Below are 15,397 nucleotides of genomic sequence, written 5' to 3'. Positions count from 1 at the left end.
ATGGCCGGCCGCATTTTTGATCGCCCCGACCTCGACCAGCGCGCCGGACGGAAGGCCCTGTACGTATCAGGCGCACTGACTTTCGCCATGCCGGGCAAGGCTTACGAGGGGCGACTCCAGGTCTACAACGGGATCGGCGGACTGTCTGTGCAGCAGGTTGACGGGGACACGCTTCCAAGCGGGACCAGCATCTACATCGACGGCTCCGAGGTCGTGGTGTCTTGGCCGGCCTATTCGGAGACCGCGGCGACCATCCCCAACCCGGGTTTCGAGGCGGGGGACGTTAACTGGGAGAAAGGGCCAGGCTGGTCGATCGGGACCGAGAATCCCCCGGTGGGCCTGCGTGCTGCCCGCTATGGGGAGAATCATGGGGACGCACTGATCTCCAATACGAGCCGGTTCCCGGTCAATCCAGGCGTGATGATTACCGCGAGCTGCCAGGTCCGACAGGGCGCAAGTTCGGAAGGTAACGCTGGCGCTGCCGTCCAGTTGGAATGGCGCTCTTCCGACGGCGCGCTTGTCAAGACTTCCGAAGGGAACGCGGTCATGTCGGCGTCGAAGAACCGGGTTTATCCGTCGACGGTGAGGGCCATTCCGCCGGCCAACGCTGCGCTGGTCAACGTGGCAGCAAAAGGTATCCGCAATCGGGAAAACAAGCCGCTCTTCATTGACCAGTTCGAATGGGATCACCATCACGTGACCGGCATCAACAGCACGCGGGTGTTCACCTTGGGCCTGATGGTGCGCGATTCGGCCGGCCGATCCTACCTGTGGCGGGGAACTATCCGGGTGTCTCGCGGCGAATGGAACGGTGCTTGGGAGACTGCTGGAATCTCGTTCCCGACGATGCACGGACTTTACGATGTGATCTGGTCGGAGCTGTTCCAGAGGTACATCGCCTGCGGCTACTACAATGCGAACCCCAACACCGCGATCATCAGCAGTCAGACCGGCTTCACGTGGTCGGATGACCTCCGTGGGAGTGGCCAGTATTTCGTCACTTTGGTCGAGGCCAGGACGCTCGGGCGGGTGTTCTGCTACGGAACAAGCAACCGGGTTGCGGTTTCTCTAAACGGTACGTCCTGGACCACGCAGACGCCGAACATCGAGCAGGGAGGAAATGGATTCTATGATGTTGCCTGGTCGGATGAGCTGGGGGTCATGGTTGCGATTGGGAACAATGGGATCCATCGCAGCACGAACGGGGTAAGCGACTGGGTGACTGTCGCTGCCAACGCAGCATCTACCATCTATTGCAAAGTCATTTGGGTCCGGCAGCTGGGCCTATTCGTACTCGTTAATGGATCGATCGTACGGACCAGCCCAGATGGGTTGGTGTGGACAGTTGTCTGGAACGGCGCTGGCCAGGGAAAGCCATTGAACGCGTTCTACTCCGAACGAGATCGTCTACTGTATGTGATCATCGCTCCCAATCCACTGGTGATCCGCCCATACATAAGCTCTCCAGACGGGATCACCTTCACCACCTACCCTGGCAATCCTGCAAATGATTGGGGATCCGAGATGACTGCCAAAAGCAGGTATTCCCCTGAACTGGAAGGTGCCCTGCTGGCGTCGAGCAACAACATCGCTTTCTTGTTTAAGGGGCCTGGAGAAGTAATGCCCGCGGGCACTTCCACGGGCGGACTTGTACAGTCCAGCTGTTGGTCTCCCAAGCTAGGCAGGTGGGTGATGGTCAACTCAAGTGCCGGCAACGCAAACATGGTTTCCATCTCCAAGACGGCATACAACGCCTGACAGTGGCCCATGGCGGGAGAGTCGAGCCATCGTCGACCCTACCCAAACGGTTCAGGGAGGTGGCCGGCCCGTTCGCAGGATCTGCGACGGCCGGCCGTATCCTTCCGGCCATGCCGCTCCCCGCCGACTTCCGCTGGACCACCAGGTCTGCCAGCCTGCCGAATGACCCGCTGACCGTGATCGCCTGCCACAGCGTGTGGGTGGTGGCTATGGCCCAGCGGGTGAACGACGGGATCTGGATCGCCTCGCTGGACCGGCATCGGCATGGCCCCGGCGGGCCGTTCCGCTGGTGCAGCAGCTACGAGCAGGGCCGGGCAGGGGCCGAGCTGTGGGTGGCCAGGCACGAGGACAGGCTGCGGGAGGATGTGGCCAAGATCCTGGCTTGGCAGGAGAAGGTCCGGGGGAACCGGCTGGCCAAGGCCGACCAGGATCCGCCTTTCGGCTGGATCGGGTAGGGGCTTTGGGGCGCTCCGCAACGAGAAACGGCGCCAAGCCACACAAGGGTTTCAGGGCGCCGTTGCAGATGGTGTTGCGGAGCGGGAATCAGGGTGAAAGCCTTGTGCCGCAATGGTTCTTCGTCAGACTTTTAATCTTTTGGTCGAAGGTTCGAATCCTTCACGGCCCACCATTGCATCCAATGACCCAGGTCATTCAGAAAGGCACCGCAATGCGGTGCCTTTTTTGTGGCGCTCGTCCAGGGCAACTACTTCGTCCGCGCATTCTTCGCTTTAGCCGCCGCCGCGTCGGCAGCCTCCTGTGCGGCCGTTGCTGCCGCATTCGCAGAACGTGCCGCCTCCGCTCTTGCCGCCTCGAAATAGGTGAGCCGCTGCAGACTGGTTCTGCGTTCCAGTTCCATTGCTGCGGCGAAGCTCTCCGGATGCTTTGCAGCGCAGGCCTCCTGCACCAGTTGCACGGCACGATCAGACAGCCCGGGCTGGATGTTGCCGAGCAGGCAATCGGCATACGGTACGGGCGCGGCCGGGCTGGCGGCCAGCGCGGCGATGAGTACTGCACTCAACATGCAAACCTCCTTGTAGGTTTCGAAGTGGCTGGTGACCAGTCGGTCCCAAGTATGGACCGGTTCTGGGTGCAACGGCGGGTACGCCGGCCGGATATCCCGGCACACCCGTTCCGCCAGCCCGCGGCAGGCGAAGAACAACCCATCGCCCCCCTTTCATCCAGATGGCAGTCGGGCGTGGCCATCGACCGGCAGCGCTCAGCGGCGTGCAGCATTTCCGCCACGGTCAGCATGCCAACGGCGGCACGCTTCGCGCGTGCCATCGCCTGTTCGCGCCCGGGCGGCAGATCGGTTTCCGGCCAGGGCAGGCTGTCGGCGCCGTCGCCATCGCGGATGCGCTTGAGGCATCCCCAGAATGCGCATCCACGCATGGCGTGGATCTACTTTCGCCTGAGAACAATCGCTGCGATGACGGCTGCGATGCCGACCGGGATCAGGACGACCGCCAGAAGAATGATCCAGTGCCAAATGCTGAAGCCCCCCATGTCCCAACTCCTTGTAGGAAACGACGAATGCTAGCAAACGCGATTGCAGTCATTTCCCGATACAGTTCAAGCATCGCGCAGCGCCGTAGCATACGTGCAGGCTTGCCGAATCGGCCGACGCCTTGGCCTTGGCGTTATGCTCGGCACTTTCCCAGGATGGGCCGCTCCATGCGCTTGATCGTGCTGTCGCTGTTGTTGTCCGCTGTCTCCGCCGCGCCGTTGATGGCCGCCGAGCCTGCGCCGTCCGCACAGGCCGCCGCCGCAACCCCGCTGGTCATCGGCGAGACCTTCACCATTGAATCGAAGGCGCTGGGCGAAACCCGCCGCATCAATGTCTACCGCCCGCAACCCTGGGGTCTGGACCCGAAGGCACCATTGCCGGTGCTGTACATGGCCGATGGCGGCATCGGCGAGGACTTCCTGCATGTGGCAGGGCTGGTGCAGGTGCTGAGCGGCAACGGCAGCATGCGTCCGTTCCTGCTGGTAGGCATCGAGAACACCGAACGCCGCCGCGACATGACGGGCCCCAGCAGCGACCCGCAGGACCAGAAGATCGCACCCCGCATCGGCGGTTCAGCGGCCTACCGCAGCTTCCTGCGCGATGAACTGATGCCGCAGGTGCGCCAACGCTACCCGACCACCGACGAGCGCGCGCTGATCGGTGAATCGCTGGCCGGCTTGTTCGTGGTCGAGACGTTGCTGCAGGAGCCGACACTGTTCAACAGCTACATCGCGCTGGACCCCAGCCTGTGGTGGAACCGGGGCGCGATGTTGGCCGCTGCGGCCAAGCAGTTGCCGGCGGTGACGCGTGCGCAGCCGCGCGTATTCCTGGCCAGCAGTGGGCAGCCGGAGCTGGCTGCGTCCGCCGCGCAGTTGGCCACGCTGCTGCAGCAGGCGTCGCCGTCGCCGCTGGTGAAGTACCTGCCACTGCCGGAGGAAACCCACGCGACGATCTATCATCCGGCCGCCTTGCAGGCGCTGCGCACGCTGTTCCCGGCACCGCCGCCGGCCTCGCCCTGATCCGGCGTGGCACTGCACCGCACGACGTGTGAGGATGCGGTAGCGGCGCCACCTGAGGGCGTCGCCCGCAACGGGAGAGCGTGGATGCAGCGTGTGCGTGGATGGAGTGTGGCGGCCTGCCTGGCCGTGGGTGGCTGTGCGATGTCGGTGGCACCACCGGCAACGCAGAGTGACGCGAAGGAAAGCGCGGCAACGGCGGTGCCGGGCGTGGTGCTGCCGGATACCGAAGCGCTGCGCGTACATGACCCCGTGGGGCGCGATTACCCGATCTGGGTGGCGCTGCCGGCCGACTATGCGGCGCATCCGGAAAAGCACTATCCGGTGCTGTACGTGACCGATGCGCTGTACAGCTTCCCGCTGGTGCGCAGCGTGCGCAATCTGGTGGGGCAGCAGGGTGTCAACATCGAGAATTTCATCCTGGTCGGTCTGCCGCCGCAGGAAGGCCTGACTTCAAAGCAGAGCCGCTCGCGCGACTACACGCCCAGCAATCCGGCGCGCACGGTCGATGGCTATTACAGTGATGACGTCACCTACGGCGGTGCCGCGCACTACCGTGATTTCCTGGCGACACAGGTGCTGCCGATGGTCGATGCGCGTTATCGCACCGATCCCGCCCGGCGCATGTTCGCCGGTCATTCCTATGGCGCGCTGTTCGGCGCCTATGTGCTGACCACTCAACCGGACATGTTCAGCACCTACATCCTGTCCAGTCCTTCGCTGTGGTTCGACCAGCTTCTGCTGCCGCGCATGCAGGATGGCGCCGTCATCCCTGCGCAGCCTACGCGCGTGCTGCTGTCGGTGGGTAGCTACGAGACGGACAAGCCAGGGCCACGTTATTCCACCGGCAACGACATGCTGAGGCAGACCGCGGACTTCGCTGCCCAGCTGAAGCGCACGGGTCGCAAGTTGAAGGTGGACAACGTGGTGATTGACGGCGAGGACCATCTCACGGTCTACCCGCGGGTGATCACTCGTGCACTGCTGGAGGTGATGCCGGGTGAAGGGCCGTACACCGGCGGTTGATGGAGGGCTGCATCCACGTATTGCGTGGATCTACCGGTGGTGTTGACGTGGATCCATGCCGAAGAGAAACGGAATCAGTAGATCCACGCCAGGCGTGGATGATTGCCTCAGGCCGCGCTGGCGTGCGGCGGCGGTATCAAGGTGGCATCTGCTGCATGGCGGAAACACAGGCGGATGGCATCGAGCAGCTCGCTCATGCTGTACGGCTTGGGCAGGAAGTGGATGCCGGCGCGCAGCTGCGGCAGCACGCGGTGCTGGTCCATGCCGGAGGTGACCAGGATCGGCAGCTGCGGTAGGTGCTCGCGCACGCGGTTGGCGGTTTCGATGCCGCTGATGCCGCCCAGGCAGACGTCGGTGAACAGCAGGTCGAACGGTTCGCCGGCGTTGAGCAGGCCCAGTGCGGCCTCGGCGCTGCTGACAGCGGTGACCTGGCAGGCCTGGCTTTCCAGGGCGAGGCGACTGAGTTCCTGGGTTTCCTCGGCGTCCTCGATCAGCAGGACGCGCGGTTCCACAAAGCGCTTGGACAGCAACATGACGCGGCAACTCCGGACAACAGGGGGAGCGAAAGGCGCGCAAGTATGCGCAAGCCGGTAGTGATCCCGGCGTGCACGGCAAGCTAAGTGGGCGTTACAGCTGTCTGCGTCGCTGGCGGCGCACGTACCAGGCCAGGATTGCGACCGCGAGCAGGGCGGTGCCGATACGCAGGCTGGTGGCCTGCCAGCCGAGCGCGACGGCGTCATCAAGGCTGAACACATTCCAGGCCAGGTTCATCGAAACGTGCAGGACCAGGCCGCACCACAGGGTGTCACCGTCGAGGTGGTCGAGCCAGGCGAAGATGAAGCCGCCGAGGGCGATCACCGCGCCGACGAGCAGCGCGATGCCGCCACCGTCGAACCCACCGAAGCCCAGCCAGTGCACCATGCCGAACAGCAGCGCCTGCGGCAGCGCGAGCAGCGGCCACGGACCACGCACGATCTTCACCAGCAGCACGAAGCCCAGGCCGCGGAACAGCACTTCCTCGGCCAGTGGGAACAGCACGGCCAGCATCGTGGCGTCCAGCGCGGTCAGCGCGGTGTTCGGGGTACCGAGCAGCGCCAGGCCCAGCCAGCAGGGCAGGCTGGCCAGCAACACCCACATTGGGCCGCCCCAACCATTCCCGCGCAGCCCGAGGCTGGCCAGCAGGCCCATGCCACGGGGCCGCAGCAGCGTGGCCAGCAGTAGTGCCACCAGCACCGCCAGCGCGTTGTCCAACAGGCTGCCGCCGTAGGGTATGGGCAGGGCGGGAATCGGTGTGCCGATGGCTGAGGCGATATCGCGCAGGTTCAGGCCCAGGCCGACGCCCAGCAGGACCAGCAACAGGCGCGCGGCGTTGGGCAGGCGGGACAACGCGGTCATGTACGCACTCCCTGCGGAACAGGGGCCCAGTGTGTGCGACTGCCGCCGCATCGGCACGCGTCGGAAGTCCCTGTGCCATCGGTCATGCGTTGCCGCACAGTCATCACCGCACAGGTACAGTCGATGCAGGACCGACAGGAGCAATGCCGATGCTGTGCCCCGTGTGCAAGACCCAGACCCTGCAGATGGCCGAACGCCATGGCATCGAGATCGACTATTGCCCCGGCTGCCGGGGCGTGTGGTTGGATCGTGGTGAACTGGACAAGATCATCGAGCGTGCCGGTGCCGGTGCCGGTGCGGCCGTGCCGCCGCCCGCGCCTGTACAGCAGCATCCGGCATCCTCTCCGCCGCCGGTGATGCACCGTGATACCCGCCACTTGGGCCAGCGCTACGAGGACAATCGGGGCCACGGATACAAGAAAAAGAAGAAGGACAGCTTCCTGTCGGAGCTGTTCGACTTCTGAGGCGTTGTAGAGTCGAGATCCTATGTTCGTGGTCAAGCCTGGAAGCAGGCTTGACCCACCTTCAGCATGGCCGGATCGAAGTCCCGGCCGCTTTTGAAGACACCCCAGGCGATCCTGGCCAGCTTTCTGGCCAGGATGTTGAAGACGGCGGTGCTGGGGTGACCGCGTTTTGACAGCTCGTCGTAGAGCGGTTGCCCCTGGCGACACCGCTTGAGCCCCATGGCGGCCATGTAGAGCATCTGGCGCAGCACTGGCGCGCCCTGTTTGGACAGCCGACGCCGTCCCGTTCTGCCGCCAGACTCGTTGGGCCGGGGATCCAGGCCCGTGCAGGCGATCCACGCGTTGGCGTTGGCCAACGGCCAGCGCGTCATGTAGTAAATCAGGTGAGCGGCGACGGCAGGGCCGATACCAGGGATGGTCAACAGGCGCTTGTAGAGCGCGCCATGCTCTCCATCGCGACCCAAGCGCTGCAGTTCGCTTTCCAGCTCGGACAGCGTCCCAGCCAGAGCGCAGAACAGATCTGACAGCTCCCCGGGGGCACTTTTGCTTACCCCGAAGGATTGCTCCAGGCGCGCGCGTGTCTTTACCAGCGTCTGCCGCTTGCGCAGCAAATCGTGCATCTGCTGCTGCTCATCGGTACGCGGTACGTATTCACGCAGGCGATCGTTCTCCTTCTTCACGTATCGGGCGATCGCTTCGGCGTCCATGGCGTCCGTCTTGCCACGCGAGCCCGTCGCCCGGCCGTAGTGCTTGATCAGACGTGGATTGATCACATAGACAACGTGGCCTGCCTGGCCAGCCATCCGAGCCAACAACTCGTAGTACCGCCCCGTCGCCTCCATGCCAATCCGGCATCGCTGGGGCAAGGTGTTGAGCCACTGGGCTATGCCGGCCCGGGTGTTGGCGATCCTGTCGCCGGCCTTGCGGTCGGCCACTGCCGGTACGAACTCCTTGGAGTCCACGTCCACGCCAATATCGAGAGAATCAGACATTTGTACGGCTCCCAGCTATCTTTAAGGGGCTGGGGTGGTACCGCACCGACGTTAGCTTGCCTACATCGACGATCCCCTTTGGGGGCCGTACGATCCTTTATCGACGTTCGTGTGCGGGATGGGGATCGCTCGACTCGTCTGTCGGCTAGTATCCGCAGATGCATGCTTGACGGTCCCTCCACCCTGGCTCCTACATACCGCGTAGGAGCCGGGAGGAACATACAAGCTTGCTCGACTGGCTCTTGTTACCAATAGTCGAGCAAGCTCGACTCTACGGATCAGGTGCAGTCGAGCATGGCTCGACGCTACATGGAGCGCGTGATCACGGCCGCCGCAGGATGAACTCGCGGTCGTGGGTGTCGCCGACGATGAAGTCGTACTCGCCAACCTTGCTGCAGCCGTAACGCGCATAGAAGCGCTGTGCGCCGAAATTCTCTTCCCACACGCCCACCCACAGGGTACGGCGCTGCGGCTGGTCCAGCCAGGCCATGAACGCGTCCATCATGCGTGCACCATGGCCGCCGTTCTGGTGTGCGGCCAGGATGTAGAACCGCTTCAGTTCGATGTCGCCGTCGCGTGCATCCGTGTGCGGCAGGGTGTTGGCACCGGCGGCCAGATAGCCGACCACCGACTCACCGTCCATCAACAGCCAGATGGCACTGCGTGGGTCAGACAGTTCGATGCGTTGCGGTTCGCTGCTGTAGTGCGCCTGCAGGAAATCGTGCAGCTCCTGCGGCGGATACGAGTCGCCCCAGGTTTCGTTGTAGGTGGCAATCGCGATGGCCGACAGCGCGTCGACGTCGGCAAGGGTGGCGCGGCGGATCTGCAACGACATGGCGGTGCCTGCATTGGAACGTGGCGCAGTGTAGCCGGCCCCGGCGGCTGCCGGGGCTGGCCATTGCTCACGATCTGCTGCTCAGAACCACATGCGCACGCCAGCCACCCAGCGCGTGTCGCGCGCGTGGTCACCGGCATAGTCGGCGGTGTCACCAAACGTGCGTTCGTGGCTGATGCCGATGTAGGGCGCGAAGCGGCGGCTGAACTCATAGCGCAGTCGCAGCCCGGCTTCGACCTTGTTCAGGCCACGGCCGATGCCGTACTCCTTCTCGTCCTTGGCCGCGACGGTGGCTTCCAGCAGCGGCTGCAGAATCAGGCGGTTGGTCAGCAGCACGTCGTACTCGACCTCGGCCTTGGCCAGCACCTGGCCGCCGGAGCCCATGTACAGCGTGGCCGAGCTCTCGAACTTGTACGGCGCCAGGCCCTGGATGCCGACCGCCGCCCATGTGCGCGAGTCGGCCGGGCGGAAGTCCTGGCGCACGCCGACCAGCACGTCCCACCACGGCGACACGCTGCGGCCATAAAGCGCTTCCAGCGACGACGATTCGGTGCGGCCACGACTACGCTCGCCATCGGTGCGCAGCCACAGGCGGTTGATGTTGCCGCCGATCCAACCGGTCGCCTCCCAGGCCTGGCCATTGCTGCTCTTGCCATCCCAATGTTCCAGACGGTCGATCAGCAGCAGGCTGTTGATCTCTGGCGCATGCTCCATCGCACCGTGTGCGATGGGCGGGAAGGCCGCGGCGCGGTCGGCATCGGTCGGCACCGGGATGGGTTCGCGCGGTTCGGTCGGTGCAGGCGATCCGTGGTCCATCGCGGCGTGGTCCATCGTGGAATGGTCCATCGTCGCCGGCTGCCTCGCGCCATGGTCCATCTTCGAGTGATCCATGGCTGAGTGGTCCATCGCGCCCGAATCCATCTTCGAATGATCCATCTTCGAATGATCGACCGGTTCGACCGGCGTCTTCGCGGTTTTCGCGGGCGGATCCATCGCGGCCATGTCATGACCAGCGTGCGACTGCGCGAACACCGGCAATGCAGCGGCCAGGCCCAGGGCCAGCAGGCTGGGGGAAAGCAGTGAGCGGCTCATTCTTCGATCCTCACTTCGCGCATCATGCCCGCTTCCATGTGGTACAGCAGATGGCAGTGGTAGGCCCAGCGGCCGAGTGCATCGGCGCGCACGCGATAGCTGCGGCGGGTGCCCGGCGGCATGTCGATGGTGTGCTTGCGCAGCTGGAACTCGCCCTGTGCGTTTTCCAGATCGCTCCACACGCCGTGCAGATGGATCGGGTGCTGCATCATGGTGTCGTTGACCAGCACGATGCGCATGCGCTCGCCGTAGTTCAGCCGCAGTGGTTCGGCGCTGGCGAATGGGATGCCATCGAACGACCAGGAGAACTTCTCCATGTGTCCGGTCAGGTGCAGTTCGATCTCGCGGCTCGGCTCGCGGCCATCCGGGTCTTCGAACAGGCTGCGCATCGCGCCGTAGGTCAGCACCTGGCGGCCGTTGTCGCGCAGGCCGATGCCGGGGTCGTCCAGCTTCGGTTCGGAGGCCGAGCTCTGCATGTCCACCAGCGGGTTGTTGCGTTCGCTGGCAGGGTGCTTCGGTGCCTTGCTGGCGGCATCGCCGCCGCCGTGCGCGCCGTGGCCCATGCTGGCGCCGCAGCCGCCTTCCATGCTCTTCATCGCGGCCATGTCGTGACCGCCGTGGCCACCACTGCCCATGTCGTGCCCCATGTCGCTCATCGTCAGCAACGGACGTGGATCGCGCGCGGGAATCGGTGCCTGCAGGCCATGGCGAACCGCCAATGTTCCGGCGGCGTAGCCGGTGCGGCCCATGTCCTGGCAGAAGATGGTGAAGGCGTCCTGGCCGCTCGGTTCGACGATCACATCGTAGGTTTCGGCCGGGGCGATGCGGAACTCATCGATGCTCACCGGGTGGATGTACTGGCCGTCGGCAGCGACCACGGTCATCTTCAGGCCAGGAATGCGTACGTCGAAGTAGGTCATCGACCCGCCATTGATGAAGCGCAGCAGCACCTTCTCGCCGCTGCGGAACAGGCCGGTCCAGTTGCCGGCCGGGGCGGTGCCGTTCATCAGGTAGGTATAGGTGTGCGCGTTGATGTCGGAGATATCGGTGGGCGTCATCCGCATCCGGCCCCACATGCCACGGTCGGACAGCGCCGCCGACCAGCCGTCGCGTTTCGCGTCGCGCAGGAAGTCGGGCAGGGTGCGCTTGTAGTAGTTGTCGTGCTCGGCCAGCTTCTTCATGCGGCGGAACAGCGCGCCCGGGTCCATGTCGGTCCAGTCCGACAGCATGATCACGTGCTCGCGGTCGTGGTGGTACGGCGCCGGTTCGGCCGGGTCGATGATCAGCGCGCCGTACAGACCAGCCTGCTCCTGGAACATGGAGTGGCTGTGGTACCAGTAGGTGCCCGACTGCTTCAGCTCGAAGTGGTAGTGGTAGGTCTCGCCGGGGCCGATGCCGTTGAAGCTCAGGCCGGGCACGCCGTCCATGTTGGCGGGCAGCAGGATGCCGTGCCAGTGGATCGAGGTCGGATGGCGTTCCAGCGTATTGCGCACGAACAGATCCACGGTCTGGCCTTCGCGCCAGCGCAGGATCGGTGCCGGCAGCGAGCCGTTGACGGTAATCGCCGGGCGGGTGCGGCCGGTGAAATTGGCGAGCGATTCGCCGATGGCCAGTTCGATGCGGGTGTCGCTTAGCACGGCGGGGGCGCCGGCCAGCCGGGGGGCGGCCGTGGCGGCGGCGAGCGCGCGCTGCGGCACGCCGACAGCGGCGATGCCGGCAACCACGCCGCCGGCGGCCAGGCCCTGCACGAACAGGCGGCGCGACGGCATGGGCACAGCGCCCGGACCGGGGGGAATACGGGTATTCATGGTGGTGACTCCAGACACGTAAAGACGCCGGCAGGCGGCCGGCTGCGGTGCGCAGGGCGCACGGTGCGTGTGGAATCAGCCGATGGGAGGACGCGAAATCGGCGGCAGTGGCGGCGCCGGGCGGCCATTGGCCGGCATCGGCTGCGGGGCCAGCGACAATGCCGGGCCGGCCATGACCGGCAACGGCAGCACTACCAGCAGCGGGTGCTGGGCACAGCTGCGCACGCAGTCCTTGATCTGGCAATGAGCGTCATGGGCGGGGGCCTTGGCCTGCGGAGCCTCGTCGGCCTGCATGCCGGCGTGGTGGTGGCAGTCGGCGGTGCCGCCGTCAACAGCAGTGGCAGCGGCGTGGGCCATCCGGCCCATTTCCTCGTGACCACTGGCCATGGCCGCGTTCAGCCCGTTGAGCAACAGGCTGAGCATGAGCACGACACGGAGCAGGGTCGAGGCCAGGGACATGACGCTAATCTAGCTGCAAGCGGGCGCGGATGCACTTCCGGCTGAATGGCCGGTTCAAGGTTGGACCAGCACCAATGTAGAGCCGCTACCCTTCTTCGCGCACGATCTCGACCAGGCGCGGGCCGTAGCGGCTCAGCTTGGTGCCACCGATGCCGCCGACCCGTGCCAGTTCATCCAGGCTGGTCGGGCGCTGTTCGGCGATGTTGCGCAGGGTGCTGTCGTGGAAGATCACGAAGGCCGGCACGTTCTGCTCGCGCGCCAGCTCGGCGCGCAGGCCGCGCAGGGCGTTGAACAGGGCCAGATCCTGCGGCAGCACCGACAGCCCGGTGCGCTGTGCGCTGCGCTCGCGGCCGCTGGTACTGCTGGCCGGATCGCGGCGCATGCTGATCTGGCGGCGGCCGGTCAGCACGTCGCGGCTGGCATCGGTCAGGCGCAGGCCACCGTGGCCCTCGCTGTCCACTTCCAGCAGGCTGGCGGCGACCAGCTGGCGGAACACGCTGCGCCAGGTGCGCGCGTCGAGGTCGCGGCCGATCGCGTAGGTGCTGAGCTTGTCGTGGCCCTGCTGCTTGACCTTTTCGTTCTCGCTGCCGCGCAGGACATCGATCAGGTGGCCGACGCCGAAACGCTGGCCGCTGCGATAGACACAGCTCAGTGCCTTCTGCGCCGGAATGGTCGCGTCCCAGGAGGCGGGCGGGGTCAGGCAGTTGTCGCAGTTGCCGCAGGGCTGGGGATAGGTCTCGCCGAAACCGGCCAGCAGCACCTGGCGGCGGCACTGCATGGATTCGCAGTAGCCCAACAGGTGGTCCAGCTTGGACCGCTCCAGCTGCTTGCGCTCTTCGCCGGCTTCGGACTGCTCGATCATCTGCTTGAGCAGCACCACGTCACCCAGGCCGTAGCACAGCCAGGCCTCGGCGGCCTCGCCATCGCGGCCGGCGCGGCCGGTTTCCTGGTAGTAGCCTTCCATCGACTTTGGCAGGTCGGTATGCGCCACGAAGCGCACGTCCGGCTTGTCGATGCCCATGCCGAAGGCGATGGTGGCGCACATCACGATGCCATCCTCGCGCAGGAAGCGGCGCTGGTTGCTGGCGCGTACTTCCGGTGGCAGGCCGGCATGGTAGGGCAGGGCGTTGAAGCCCTGGCCGCAGAGGAATTCGGCGGTCTCTTCGACCTTGCGCCGCGACATGCAGTAGACGATGCCGGCCTCGCCGCGGTGGCCGCGCAGGAAATCGGTCAGCTGCTTGCGGGCGTTGTCCTTCTGCACCACGGTGTAGCGGATGTTGGGGCGGTCGAAGGAGCTGACGAAGTGGCGTGCTTCCTGCAGATCGAGGCGCTCGGCGATCTCGCGCTGGGTCGGCGGATCGGCGGTGGCGGTGAGCGCGATCCGCGGGATCTGTGGCCAGCGCTCGTGCAGCACGGTCAGCTGGCGGTATTCCGGGCGGAAGTCGTGGCCCCACTGCGACACGCAGTGCGCTTCGTCGATGGCGAACAGGGCGATCTGGCTGCGCGACAGCAGCGACAGGAAGCGGCCGGTCAGCAGGCGCTCGGGGGCGACATAGAGCATGTCCAGCTCGCCCGCGAGCAGTTCGCGCTCGACGCGGCCGGCGGTCTCGGCGTCCAGGGTCGAGTTCAGGTACTCGGCACGCACGCCGAGCTGGCGCAGGGCTTCGACCTGGTCCTGCATCAGCGCGATCAGCGGCGAGATGACGATGCCACAACCGTCACGCAGCAGGGCCGGCACCTGGTAGCAGAGCGACTTGCCACCGCCGGTGGGCATCAGCACCAGGGCATCATGACCGGCAGCCACATGCTCCACGATGTCCTGCTGGGGACCACGGAAATCGTCGTAACCAAAGACGCGTTGGAGCAGGTCGTGCGCGGGACGGGAAGCCATCCGGCTAGTTTACCCCGGCGGGGGTGTCTCGGCAGGGCTGCGCCCTGCACCTGCAGAAGCCTTCAAGCCAGAGCAACGTCAAAGGCAACAGCCGGCTCTGGGGTGATCCGTGGGTTGGCGGGGCGGTGTCGGATTGCGGGGACGCCGCAAGTACGTCCGTGTAGGCTTGGCAGCCGCATCCATGCGGCTGACACCCCGCAATCCGACACCGCCCCGCCCTCGACAGGTTCACGCGGCTGTTGGTAGGTGTCGACCTTGGTCGACACATCTGTCAGATATCGAATGAATTCATCCGCGTCGACCAAGGTCGACACCTACCAGAGCGGACGCTGTCCCGGCAGATCGCGAAAAACTGTCGAAGGCGGGGGGTGTCCGGTTGCGGGGGCGTGAGCGCCATGGATGGATTTACGGCGTCCCCCGCAACCGGACCCACCCCGCCAACCCACAGATAGCCAGCTTCTGCTCTGGCTCTGGCCTTGGCTTCAAGGCCTCTGCGGGTGCAGGGCTGCAAGCCCTGCCGACCCCCCTCAATCCTTACTGGAGCAGCGAGCGCAGCATCCAGGCGTACTTCTCGTGGGTCTGCAGGCGCTGGGTCATCAGATCCTCGGTCGGGGCGTCGTCACCCTTGGCCGCCACGTCCAGCACTTCACGTGCCGTACGGCAGACCGCTTCGTTGGCGACCACCAACTGGCGTACCATTTCACGCCAGTCCGCACTGTCGGTCAGGCCCGGTTCCTCGGCGATCGAGGTCAGCGCAGCGAATTCCCGGTAGGAGCCCGGGGCATTGAAGCCCAGCGCGCGGATGCGCTCGGCCACGTCGTCCAGTGCCGCCCACTGCTCGGTGTACTGCGTCTCGAACATGGTGTGCAGCGAGTTGAACATCGACCCGGTCACGTTCCAGTGGAAGTTGTGCGTCTTCAGGTAGAGCGTGAACGCATCGGCCTGGAAGCGCGACAGACCGTCGGCGATCTTCTTGCGGTCGCCCTGGGTGATCCCGATATCGATGTTCGGCGCCGACGGTGCCGCCGCTGCAAGCTTCTGCTTGCCGGTCTTGGCCTTGGTCGTGCTCTTGGTCTTCGCCATGGGGTTCCTCCTTGTGGAATCGTTGGCCTTCACAATAAACCGGTCGTGATGACTGGTCGCTTTCAAAGTTTTGA

General features: G+C 65.2%; 15 protein-coding genes. 5 read left to right on the top strand and 10 right to left on the bottom strand.

Annotated elements, in window-relative coordinates; translation table 11 throughout:
• Both ACSYS9_RS18775 and ACSYS9_RS18770 read left to right on the top strand, forming a co-directional pair.
• A complete protein-coding gene (locus ACSYS9_RS18775) occupies positions 1-1,758 on the top strand; it encodes a WD40/YVTN/BNR-like repeat-containing protein (protein WP_440568340.1) in 1,758 nt (585 codons plus the stop codon).
• 110 nt (positions 1,759-1,868) lie between these two features.
• On the top strand, positions 1,869-2,213 hold the full coding sequence (locus tag ACSYS9_RS18770) for a hypothetical protein (RefSeq protein ID WP_440568338.1): 345 nt from the start codon (positions 1,869-1,871) through the stop codon (positions 2,211-2,213).
• A 248-nt stretch (positions 2,214-2,461) separates the two neighbouring features.
• On the opposite strand, the gene ACSYS9_RS18765 is transcribed toward ACSYS9_RS18770, so the two are convergent.
• Complete coding sequence (locus tag ACSYS9_RS18765; RefSeq protein WP_049463266.1) at positions 2,462-2,779, bottom strand: hypothetical protein; 318 nt, start codon at positions 2,777-2,779, stop codon at positions 2,462-2,464.
• Positions 2,780-3,429: 650 nt separating this feature from the next.
• Here ACSYS9_RS18765 and ACSYS9_RS18760 point away from each other — a divergent pair.
• Both ACSYS9_RS18760 and ACSYS9_RS18755 read left to right on the top strand, forming a co-directional pair.
• A complete protein-coding gene (locus ACSYS9_RS18760; protein WP_071228994.1) occupies positions 3,430-4,281 on the top strand; it encodes an alpha/beta hydrolase in 852 nt (283 codons plus the stop codon).
• 84 nt (positions 4,282-4,365) lie between these two features.
• On the top strand, positions 4,366-5,304 hold the full coding sequence (locus ACSYS9_RS18755) for an alpha/beta hydrolase (protein WP_071228993.1): 939 nt from the start codon (positions 4,366-4,368) through the stop codon (positions 5,302-5,304).
• Positions 5,305-5,411: 107 nt separating this feature from the next.
• Here the strand turns inward: ACSYS9_RS18755 and ACSYS9_RS18750 are convergent, their stop codons facing one another.
• Together ACSYS9_RS18750 and ACSYS9_RS18745 are read right to left on the bottom strand one after the other, a co-directional pair.
• Positions 5,412-5,837 carry a response regulator gene (locus tag ACSYS9_RS18750; protein ID WP_032128520.1) on the bottom strand — a complete coding sequence of 142 codons (426 nt, stop codon included), beginning with the start codon at positions 5,835-5,837 and terminating at the stop codon, positions 5,412-5,414.
• A 94-nt stretch (positions 5,838-5,931) separates the two neighbouring features.
• The gene (locus tag ACSYS9_RS18745) at positions 5,932-6,699 is read right to left on the bottom strand and encodes a CPBP family glutamic-type intramembrane protease (RefSeq protein WP_071228992.1); all 768 of its coding nucleotides are present in this window, start codon (positions 6,697-6,699) and stop codon (positions 5,932-5,934) included.
• Positions 6,700-6,848: 149 nt separating this feature from the next.
• Here ACSYS9_RS18745 and ACSYS9_RS18740 point away from each other — a divergent pair, with 149 nt between their 5' ends.
• Complete coding sequence (locus ACSYS9_RS18740) at positions 6,849-7,163, top strand: zf-TFIIB domain-containing protein (protein ID WP_032128518.1); 315 nt, start codon at positions 6,849-6,851, stop codon at positions 7,161-7,163.
• A 32-nt stretch (positions 7,164-7,195) separates the two neighbouring features.
• Here ACSYS9_RS18740 and ACSYS9_RS18735 read toward each other — a convergent pair whose 3' ends face one another.
• The 7 genes from ACSYS9_RS18735 to ACSYS9_RS18705 form a co-directional block, all read right to left on the bottom strand.
• Positions 7,196-8,155, bottom strand: coding sequence for an IS110 family transposase (locus ACSYS9_RS18735; protein WP_440568334.1), 960 nt, complete (start codon positions 8,153-8,155; stop codon positions 7,196-7,198).
• A 322-nt stretch (positions 8,156-8,477) separates the two neighbouring features.
• Entirely contained in the window at positions 8,478-8,990 is a 513-nt protein-coding gene (locus ACSYS9_RS18730; protein WP_071229584.1) for a GNAT family N-acetyltransferase, read from the bottom strand.
• 81 nt (positions 8,991-9,071) lie between these two features.
• On the bottom strand, positions 9,072-10,082 hold the full coding sequence (locus ACSYS9_RS18725) for a copper resistance protein B (protein ID WP_071229585.1): 1,011 nt from the start codon (positions 10,080-10,082) through the stop codon (positions 9,072-9,074).
• Positions 10,079-11,890: a copper resistance system multicopper oxidase gene (locus ACSYS9_RS18720; protein ID WP_032128515.1), complete on the bottom strand. Its 1,812-nt coding sequence runs from the start codon at positions 11,888-11,890 to the stop codon at positions 10,079-10,081. The genes ACSYS9_RS18725 and ACSYS9_RS18720 overlap by 4 nt, the downstream gene beginning before the upstream one ends.
• A gap of 75 nt (positions 11,891-11,965) precedes the next feature.
• Positions 11,966-12,349: a CopL family metal-binding regulatory protein gene (locus tag ACSYS9_RS18715; RefSeq protein ID WP_071229586.1), complete on the bottom strand. Its 384-nt coding sequence runs from the start codon at positions 12,347-12,349 to the stop codon at positions 11,966-11,968.
• A gap of 85 nt (positions 12,350-12,434) precedes the next feature.
• Positions 12,435-14,240: a DNA helicase RecQ gene (gene recQ / locus ACSYS9_RS18710; RefSeq protein WP_049463264.1), complete on the bottom strand. Its 1,806-nt coding sequence runs from the start codon at positions 14,238-14,240 to the stop codon at positions 12,435-12,437.
• A gap of 534 nt (positions 14,241-14,774) precedes the next feature.
• Entirely contained in the window at positions 14,775-15,323 is a 549-nt protein-coding gene (locus ACSYS9_RS18705) for a Dps family protein (protein ID WP_006439098.1), read from the bottom strand.
• Between the last annotated feature and the right edge of the window lie 74 nt (positions 15,324-15,397).

It is taken from the genome of Stenotrophomonas sp. STK17_22, from assembly GCF_051983905.1.
GTDB classification, from domain to species: Bacteria; Pseudomonadota; Gammaproteobacteria; order Xanthomonadales; family Xanthomonadaceae; genus Stenotrophomonas; species Stenotrophomonas maltophilia_A.
The sequence above is the reverse complement of the archived record's forward strand: the minus strand, read 5'-3'. Positions and strand labels throughout refer to the sequence as shown.